4 protein-coding genes are annotated in these 7,643 nt (G+C 70.6%); 2 read left to right on the top strand and 2 right to left on the bottom strand.

From position 1 onward, the window contains the following. Positions 1 to 136: 136 nt before the first annotated feature. Together H5J30_RS11475 and H5J30_RS11480 are read right to left on the bottom strand one after the other, a co-directional pair. Positions 137 to 1,465 carry a hypothetical protein gene (locus H5J30_RS11475; protein ID WP_220188796.1) on the bottom strand — a complete coding sequence of 443 codons (1,329 nt, stop codon included), beginning with the start codon at positions 1,463 to 1,465 and terminating at the stop codon, positions 137 to 139. Between the two features lie 220 nt (positions 1,466 to 1,685). Beyond that, on the bottom strand, positions 1,686 to 2,690 hold the full coding sequence (locus H5J30_RS11480; RefSeq protein ID WP_181787331.1) for a multicopper oxidase domain-containing protein: 1,005 nt from the start codon (positions 2,688 to 2,690) through the stop codon (positions 1,686 to 1,688). Positions 2,691 to 2,975: 285 nt separating this feature from the next. On the opposite strand from H5J30_RS11480, the gene H5J30_RS11485 reads away from it, so the two are divergent. After that, the gene (locus H5J30_RS11485) at positions 2,976 to 5,324 is read left to right on the top strand and encodes a ThuA domain-containing protein (protein WP_181787332.1); all 2,349 of its coding nucleotides are present in this window, start codon (positions 2,976 to 2,978) and stop codon (positions 5,322 to 5,324) included. After that, complete coding sequence (locus H5J30_RS11490; protein ID WP_181787333.1) at positions 5,321 to 7,255, top strand: OmpL47-type beta-barrel domain-containing protein; 1,935 nt, start codon at positions 5,321 to 5,323, stop codon at positions 7,253 to 7,255. The genes H5J30_RS11485 and H5J30_RS11490 overlap by 4 nt, the downstream gene beginning before the upstream one ends. The last annotated feature ends 388 nt before the right edge of the window (positions 7,256 to 7,643 follow it).

A 7,643-nucleotide genomic window follows, 5' to 3' on the forward strand; every position in this document is an offset into this window, starting at 1 on the left:
GTACGTGGCGCGAAGGCAATCCCGCGGCGAACAGCGGGACACGGCGCCGGGGGGAGAAGGGGGGGGCGGGGCGGCACGGCGACGGGACAACGCGCCGTCCGCGATGCCCCGCCGCCGCGGTCCGGGTGCCCTCTTCTCAGTCGGCCATGCCGAGCACGGTCAGCGAGTACGGCGTGAAGCCCAGCTCCATCGTCCGTGTCACGTCGAACCCGTCCCGGGCCACCTCCGCCTCGATCAGCGACCCTGTGAACGGATCCGTGACGTACACCGACTCCTCGCCCGGCGCCAGCGCCGCCTGGTTCTTCGTCCAGTCCGCCGAGACCTCGAACGGCTCGGTCACCTTCGAGGAGCCGACGACCTTGCCGCTCTTCGGGTCGACGCCGTGCAGCTCGCCGTCGGCGGTGAGGGCGAGGCCCCGGTCCCAGTACGGGTCCCAGGTGAACGCGGCGCGCGCGGCGGGCAGGTCGACGCGGCGCATCGTGCGCTCGCCGAGGTCGAGCGCGGCCATCGCCTCGTCGCCGAAGGTGGCGAGGACCGCGTCGCCGCTGTGCCCGGCGAAGGAGCTGACGCGCTCCTGGCCGCCGCTGCCCGCCGGGTTGGGGATCTTGTCGGCGGTCCACTTGCCGCCGTCGCCGCGCTCCAGCACCAGCACGCCGTCCAGGCAGCCGAAGAGCAGCAGGCCGTCGCCGACGGCGTGTTCGCCGTGCAGTTCGGGGCAGTCGCGGAAGGCGGCGGTCTCGCGGTTGTGCGCGTCGTGGACGCGTACGCCCACGGGCAGGTCCTCCTCCGTCTCGCCGGGGACGGTGACGACCATCTCGCCCGTCTCCAGGGTCACGGCGACGCCGTGGTGCGGCCCTTCGGCGGTCAGCTCCCGCTCGGGGTCGGTGCTCGCGTGCTCCTCGCCGACGTGCAGGACCCGGGCCGTGCCCGTGCCGTCGTCGAAGACGGTGACGTGCTCGCCGTGCGGCACGGCGTGCGAGGGGTACTCGCCCTTCAGGCCGCCGAGGACGCGGGGGCGTTCGTGGTGCGCGTCCTGGTGGCCGCCGTGGTCCTCCCAGCGGATGCCGGCGTCCACGAGGTGGGTCACCCCCTGCTCGCCCTGGGGCAGCAGGACGTGGGTGTCGTCCTCGGTGCGTACGGGCCGGGACTGGCCCTCGACGTGCAGCGTACGGACCGTGCCGCCGTCGGCGAGGCCGATGACGCGGACGGCGCCGGAGCCCTGCTCGGTGACGACGGCGCGCAGCTCCGGGGCGCCGTGGGCGGTCTTCTCCGCGGGCCAGCCGGACCGGTCGGCGCCGGCCGCCTCGCCCGCCGTACCGCCGTCGGCCGCCTTCGACTCGCGGCCGGCGCCGGGCTTTCCGCCGCCCGGGTCGTCGTCGTTCTCCGCACACCCGCCGGCCAGCACGAGGGCTATCGCCGCCACGCCCGCGGCGAGTGTCTTCCTGGTCTTCGTAATGACAATCATTTTCATGACGATAGCAGGAGTATCCCCGGGCGTCTGCCACCAGGGGGTCTGCCGCCGGGGGCTCCCCCGGGGGTCCGCGGGCATGCGAGAGCCGGCGGCCCCACCCAGCGGGGCCGCCGACCGGTCTCGCGGCTCGGCGCGTGCCGCAGTACGGCAACGTGCCGCGGCTCGGCGCCTGCCAGGGTGCGGGCGCCTGCCGTGGTTCCGTGCGTGCGGCGGCTCAGGTCGTGTCGTGGCTGCCGTGGGCCGGTGCGTCGCGGGTCGGCTTCATCGCCTCCGCGTTGTGCTTTCCGGCCACCGTGCCGTTGGGGTTCGTCACGACGAACAGCCCGGCCACGCCCATGTCCGCGTGGCTCTGTACGTGGCAGTGGTACATCCACCGCCCCGAGCCGACCAGTTCGCCCGCGATGAACTGGAACCCGAACGAGTCCCCGGGCCCGACGATCTTGTTGTCGATGACGGGCGTCGGATCGTCCACGCTGGTCAGCATGCCCGTGCGGTTGTCCGCCCAGCGATGGCCGTGCAGATGGAACGTGTGGTAGAACTCGCCGTGCGTGATCATGATGATCTCGCACCGCTCGCCGAGCGTGGCGGTGAAGTCCGGCCCGTGGCCGGCGACGTTGTTGATCGTGTTGTCGTTGAAGACGATGACGAACTGCTTGTCGGGCAGCTTGTCGCCGCGCCGGCGGACGATCAGCCCGCCGTACAGCCCGCGCTTGACGCCGCCGGAGCCGTGCGGGGTGCCGACCGCGTGGTCGTGGTAGTTCCAGTAGCCCGCGCTGCCCGGCTGGATTGTGCCGTCCTTGCGGGTGCCGGCGGTGTGCGAGTGCCACACGTAGTCGCGTGAACCGCCCGGCGGGACCGCGCTGTTCGTCATCGGTGTGCCGTCGTTGTCGATGTCGTAGTCGACGCCGTGGACGTGCAGGCTGGCCTCGACGTCGAGGTTGTTGACCAGCTTGATCATCATGCTGTCGCCCTCGTACATCTCCAGCAGGGGGCCGGGGATGGAGGGCTTGCCCGGTTCGAGGCCGTAGCCGAGTTGGCCGTCCGGCATGGCCTCGGCGTACATGGTGATCCGCTTGATCTCGCCGAGCGGCTGGGGTTGCGGTTCGTCGTCCGACGCGGTGACCGTCGCTCCGGAGGTGGACAGTGCGACCGGGGTCGCCAGTGCGGCCGCGGCCGCACCGCTGGTGAAGGACCTTCTGGAAAAGACATTGCGCGGCATGGTGGCCCCCGCCTTCTCGCGCGTTTGTGACTCGTCCCTGACAGCCGCTCATGGTAAGGGCTTGCGGAGGCTTTGCCCATCCTCAGGACAAAGTTCGAACCGAATCCGGCGCTAGGCATTGGCAGTTCGCGAAAAGGGGGCTAACTTCCTACGGCGGCGCAGCTATCCCGCAGCATCCCGGGACGAGGTGGGAGGACCATGCGACGCAGGGGAAACGCCCTACGCTGGGCGGCCGGCGCATCGGCCGTGGCAATGGCGGCAACACTACTGGCAGGAGCACAGGCCGTGGCGGGGCCGTCGGACGGCGGACCGCTGGCGGCCGGCAGTCCGCCGGGCAAGGCGGCAGCCTCGGTACTCGTATTCACCCGGGTCGACGGCGACCAACACGCCGTGACCCGGGCGGGCATCGAGGCCATCGAGGCCGCCGGCGCCCAGGGGCCCGAGACGTTCACGGTGACCGCGACCGACGAGGTCACGGCCTTCACCGACAAGAATCTGGCCAAGTACAACGCGGTCGTCTTCCTGTCACCGGGCAGCGACCGGCTCAACACCGTGCAGGAGCAGTCGTTCCAGCGCTACATCGAGGCGGGCGGCGGGTTCCTCGGCATCCATGACGCGGCCCGCTCGGAACCGGAGTCCGACTGGTTCACGGGCCTGATCGGCAGCCGCCCCGCCGGCACCTCCGACGGCGCCCAGGAGGCCGTCGTCGAGGTCGGCGACCGGCTGAACCCGGCCACCAGGGACCTGCCGCTGGAGTGGCAGCGCAGCGACGTGTGGACCAACTGGGAGAGCAACCCGTCCGGCAAGGTGCACACCGTCGCCAGGGTCCGGGAGCTGTCGTACGAGCCGGGGCCGTCCGCCAACGGGGCGGACCACCCGATCTCCTGGTGCCGCGACTACGAGGGCGGCCGTTCGTTCTACACCGGCATGGGCGGCACCGCCGCCGGCTTCGCCGAGGAGAACCTCCGCTCGCACCTGCGCGGCGCCCTGCTCTGGACCACGCGCCAGGCGCAGGCCGACTGCCAGGCGAGCATCACCGCGAACTACGAGGCGACGCGGCTGACCCAGCCGAACCAGGCGAACCAGCTCGACCAGATCGGCGAGCCGCACGGCATCGACATCGCCGAGGACGGCAAGGTCTACTACATCGGCCGCGGCGGCCGCTGGTCCGGCGCCCCCGTCGACGTCGACTGGAACAGCGCGGAGATCGGCAAGGGCCCCGGCACCATCCACGTGTGGGACCCGGAGACCGAGCAGGTGACCGCGGTCGGCACGCTCGACGTCTTCGGCAACAAGGGCGGCGGCGACGAGCTGGTCAAGGTCGAGGAGGGCCTCCTCGGCATCGCCCTCGACCAGGACTTCGCCACCAACGGGTACGTGTACCTGCACTACACGCCGCACTCGGGCGTCGACCGCGACGCGCACATGGCCGAGCGGCGGGTCTCCCGGTTCACCATCGACCAGGAGACGCAGCAGCTCGACACCGCCTCCGAGAAGGTCGTGCTGTCCTGGCAGGTCCAGGTGCACAGCTGCTGCCACGCGGGCGGCGACATGGAGTGGGACTCCAAGGGCAACCTGTACATCGCCACCGGTGACACCAACTCCTCGCGGTTCAGCGACGGCTACTCGGGCAACAACCCGGAGCCCAACTTCGGCGGCGTCTCGTTCTCCGACGCGCGCCGCACCGCGGGCAACACCAACAACCTCAACGGCAAGATCCTGCGGATCCACCCCGAGGCCGACGGCACGTACACCATCCCCGAGGGCAACCTCTTCACCGGCGACGAGGGCGACGGCGACCAGGCCAGGCCCGAGATCTACGTGATGGGCGTACGCAACCCGTCCCGCATCGAGATCGACGCCGAGGACCGGCTCTACGCCGGCTGGGTCGGCCCCGACGCCGGCGAGCCCAGCACCACCTGGGGCCCGGCGAAGTACGACACGTTCGCCGTCATCACCAGCGCGGGCAACCAGGGCTGGCCGTACTGCATGGGCAACTCGCAGCCGTACCGCGACCGCAACCTGCCCGACCCGACGCAGCCGCTCGACTGGTACGACTGCGACAACCTCAAGAACACCTCGCCCAACAACGACGGCCTGACGGACATCCCGCCGGCCCGCGACAACAACATCTGGTACTCGCCCCAGGGCGGCGGCCCCGACTACCCGCGCAACGCGGACGGGGTGCCCAGCTACAACATCGGCGAGGCCCAGTACAAGCTGCCCTGGCTCAAGGGCGGCGGCCAGGCGGCCATGACGGGCCCCGTCTACCGCTACGACGCCGGCTCCGCCAGCGACGTCAAGTGGCCCGAGTACTGGAACGGCAAGTGGTTCGTCGGCGACTTCTACGACCAGGACCAGCCGCGGCACGCCGTGGTCATGGACCCGGACAACGCCGGTGACGGCGGGCTGCCCGTGCACGCCGAGTCGCTGGACGAGATCATCCCGGCCGGCGACGGCGGCATCCGCAACCTGATGGACTGGAAGTTCGGCCCGGACGGCGCGCTCTACGTGCTCGACTACGGCCGCGGCTTCTTCAACGCCGACTCGGCGTCCGCGCTGTGGCGGGTGACGTACAAGGGCGGGCCGGCGACGCCCCTGCCCGAGGACCTGATCACGAAGGGAAGCCGATGAGATCCGGAGCTCTGACCGCAGGTGTACTGCGGCGGGCGCTGATCACTCTGGTGGCGGTCTGCCTGGCGCTCCTCGCGCCGGGCGGCCTGCCCGCCGCGGACGCGGCGGCGCCCGACGAGCCCAGGGCGGCGCAGACGCTGACCTGGACCGCGGGCGACAGCATCACCGAGTACACGTCCGCGCCGACGACGGCGGTGGCCGGGGAGACGACCATCGTCTTCGAGAACAGCGCCGCCACCGGCAACACCACCGGCATGGTGCACACGCTCACGTTCGACACGTTCACCGACGGATACAACAAGGACGTCAACCTCAACCTCCAGGCGTCCCCGAACGACGAGAACAGCGGCAAGTGGCAGGCGACCGTCAACCTCTCGCCGGGCAAGTACCGCTACTTCTGCGCGATTCCCGGCCACGGCTCGATGGTCGGCGAGCTGATCGTCACGGACGGCGGCGGCGAGGACACCACGGCGCCCGAGGCGGCGGCCGAGGTCACCGGCGAGCAGGACGCGAACGGCGCGTACCTGGGCAGCGCGACGGTCGAGCTGTCGGCCACCGACGACATGTCGGGGGTCGATCGCATCGAATACGCCCTGGACGGGGCCGCGGAGTGGACCCCGTACGAGGCGCCGGTCGTCGTCGACGCCCTCGGCGAGCACACCGTCAGGTTCCGCGCCACCGACAAGGCGGGCAACACCTGCGAGGAGAAGTCGGTGACCTTCACGGTCGCCGAGGCCGGGGAGGACACGACGCCGCCGACGGTGACCGCCTCGGTCAGCGGTGAGCAGAACGACGACGGCGCGTATCTGGACATGGCCATGGTCATGCTGGAGGCGGCCGACACCGGTGGCTCCGGCCTCGACAAGGTCGAGTACGCGGTGGGCGGCGGAGCCTTCCAGCCGTACACCGAGATGGTGCACGTCTCGACCGTCGGCGAGCACACGGTCAGCTACCGGGCCACCGACAAGGCGGGAAACTCCTCCGAGGTCGGGACCGTCACCTTCACGGTCGTCGAGAAGTACCCCAACCCCGACCCGGTCTGCCCGGAGCTGGACTCCCGGCCGATCGTCTTCATCGGCCAGTACGACACCCACGTGCCCAACCGCGTCACCGCGAGCGGCTGCACGATCAACGAGGTGATCGAGGACGAGAAGGCGTGGCCGAAGCAGAAGGCGTTCCTGGACCACATCAGGAACGTCACCGACGAGCTGTACGCGGACGCCGTCATCAACGGCGAGGAGCGCCAGCTGATCCGCGACACGGCGAAGGAGTCGGGGATCGGCAAGCCGGGCCAGAACGACGGCTACACGCCGATCTTCACCGGCACCGAGAACTCCTTCTCCAAGTGGGAGCAGGTCGGCGGCGGCAGCTTCGGCCTCAACGGCGACGGCTCGATGACGAGCGGGACGACCGTCGACGGGATGGGCATGCTGTGGTATCCGCAGGCCCAGTACGGCGACTTCTCGCTCAAGCTGCAGTGGCGCGACGACGCGCCGGGCGACGGGCGCACCAACTCCGGTGTCTTCGTCCGCTTCCCGGACGTGCGCGACCACCCGGACGAGTCGCGGCCCGAGTGGGTGGCGATCAAGTACGGCCACGAGGTGCAGGTCTTCGACTCGGAGGCCGGCGACCAGTACAAGACGGGCTCGGTCTACGGCTTCGACGAGATCACCCACGGCGGGGCCGGGGTGACGCCGAAGGGCACGTGGAACGACTACGAGATCCGGGTGGTGGACCAGAAGTACGAGATCTACCGCAACGGCATTCTCCTCAACGAGTTCGAGAACTCCCCGGGGCAGCTCTTCGAGCCGCCGCGCGGCGACGACCCGGGCACGGACGGGCGCCAGCACGCGAAGGGCTACATCGGCCTGCAGGTGCACGGCACCACGGACGTGGTCTCGTACCGCGACATCCGGATCAAGCCGCTGTGATGTATACGGTCGGCTGAGTCGTACCAGTCCTGTGGGGGGCGGTGGCACACACCGCCCCCCACCAGGCGTTCCTGGGGTGTTCCACGGGCGCGGGAGGCGAAACGTCTGTTCGCCACGGGATCGAAACCGCGCCGGTGCGCGCACCTCGGTGGGATAGTCGGTCCGTTCGGTGTCCACGGTCCCGAAGGAAGGTGATGGCCCGTGGTGTTCGCCATGGGATTCTCCGCATACGGCGGCCCCGAGGTGCTGCGCCGCCTCGACGTCGAGGTGCCGGCGCCGGCCGCCGGCGAGGTGCGCGTCCGCGTCCGGTGCGCGGGGGTCAACCCGATGGACTGGAAGCTGCGCGGCGGGCAGCTGGCGGCGTTCCGCCCGCTGGCCTTCCCACACG

This window comes from Streptomyces phytophilus, from assembly GCF_013870535.1.
GTDB classification, from domain to species: domain Bacteria; phylum Actinomycetota; class Actinomycetes; order Streptomycetales; family Streptomycetaceae; genus Streptomyces; species Streptomyces phytophilus.